The 1,266-nt window shown below is 58.9% G+C and carries 1 protein-coding gene; it reads left to right on the top strand.

Features of this window, described 5'->3' with window-relative positions; translation table 11 throughout:
• A partial coding sequence (locus AMR42_RS04975; RefSeq protein ID WP_199858089.1) for a secretin and TonB N-terminal domain-containing protein occupies positions 1-1,266 on the top strand: 1,266 nt, incomplete at both ends.

Here is a 1,266-nt window from a genome sequence, read left to right as displayed (position 1 = left end):
ATCCAGCCCTACACCATTAACCTGGGCAGCAACCAAATCATTCCCCGTTTGGTGTTGCGAGAAGCCCCCGTGCGCGAGGTGTTGTCGCTGCTAGCCCGGGCCAGCGGCGTGAACATCGCCTTCGCCGACAACGCGGCTGGCCCCACCCCCGGCAACCCCACCGCTCCCGGCACGCCTCCCACCACCGGAGCCGACGCTCGGATTAGCCTCGACATTGAAAACGAATCGGCCCAGGACGTTTTTAACTACGTCTTGCGGATTAGCGGTCTTCAGGCCAGCCGCAATGGCCGCACCATTTTTGTGGGCCGCAGTTTGCCCAACGCGGCCCGGGATGTGGCCATGCGTTCCGTGCGCCTCAACCAAGTGCGGGCCAACGAAGCGGCTGGCTATTTGGTGATTTTGGGGGCCGAAAGTGCCACGGCGGCCACGGAGCGAACAACGGAGGTTGTGCGGATCGGGGCAGAGCAACAGCAGCAGGGCGGTGGTGATGCGCAAGTCCAAGCGGCTCCCTTGACCCAAACCCGCACCAGTGAGCGCACGGTCATTAACCCGCTTCGCTATGACCCGAAAGATTCGGTTCCGATTCTCCGCGGCCTGCAAATTGCGGTAGATCAGCGCACCAACACCATCACCTTGGTGGGGCAGCGGGATTTGGTTGCCCTGGCCTCTGAGCAGTTGTCGCGGATTGATAGCCGCCTGCGTCAGGTGGTGGTGAATGTGCGGGTGATTGATATCAACCTGCTGCAAAACGATCGCCTGGGTACGAGTTTCTCCTTTGGGGTGGGCGGCACTCGCATCGTCAATACGGGCGGCATCGGGGTGATTAACTGGAGCGATCGGGGCGCGCCCTACTCCACCAGCCTGGCTCCCGAGTCCGTTGGGTTTGGGCCCGTTTCGGTTCCCCTGTCAATTTCAGGCGATGTGAATGGCCAAAATCCCAATGGCTTTAACATCGCCAACGACTTCCTCGCTCAGCTCCAAGCTTCTGTGGTTAACGGAAATGCCAAAATTCTGACCGATCCAACCTTGGTGGTGCAGGAAGGGCAAGTGGCCAACGTGGAACTCACTGAAGAAGTGGTGGGAACCGTGGAGGCGGAAACGGAAGTTTCCAATGGTGTGAGCAACACGACTTTCACCATTGAAAAGGAAAAGGCTGGCCTCGTTTTGGGCATTCAAGTCGATCGAATCGATGACAATGGTTTTGTGACCCTATCGGTTTCGCCCTCGCTGAAAGTCCCGGTTGATCGGTTTGGGGCCCTTGAAGAT

The sequence above is a fragment of the Limnothrix sp. PR1529 genome (genome assembly GCF_002742025.1).
In the GTDB taxonomy this organism is placed as follows: Bacteria; Cyanobacteriota; Cyanobacteriia; order CACIAM-69d; family CACIAM-69d; genus CACIAM-69d.
This window is presented reverse-complemented; position numbering and strand designations above follow the sequence as displayed.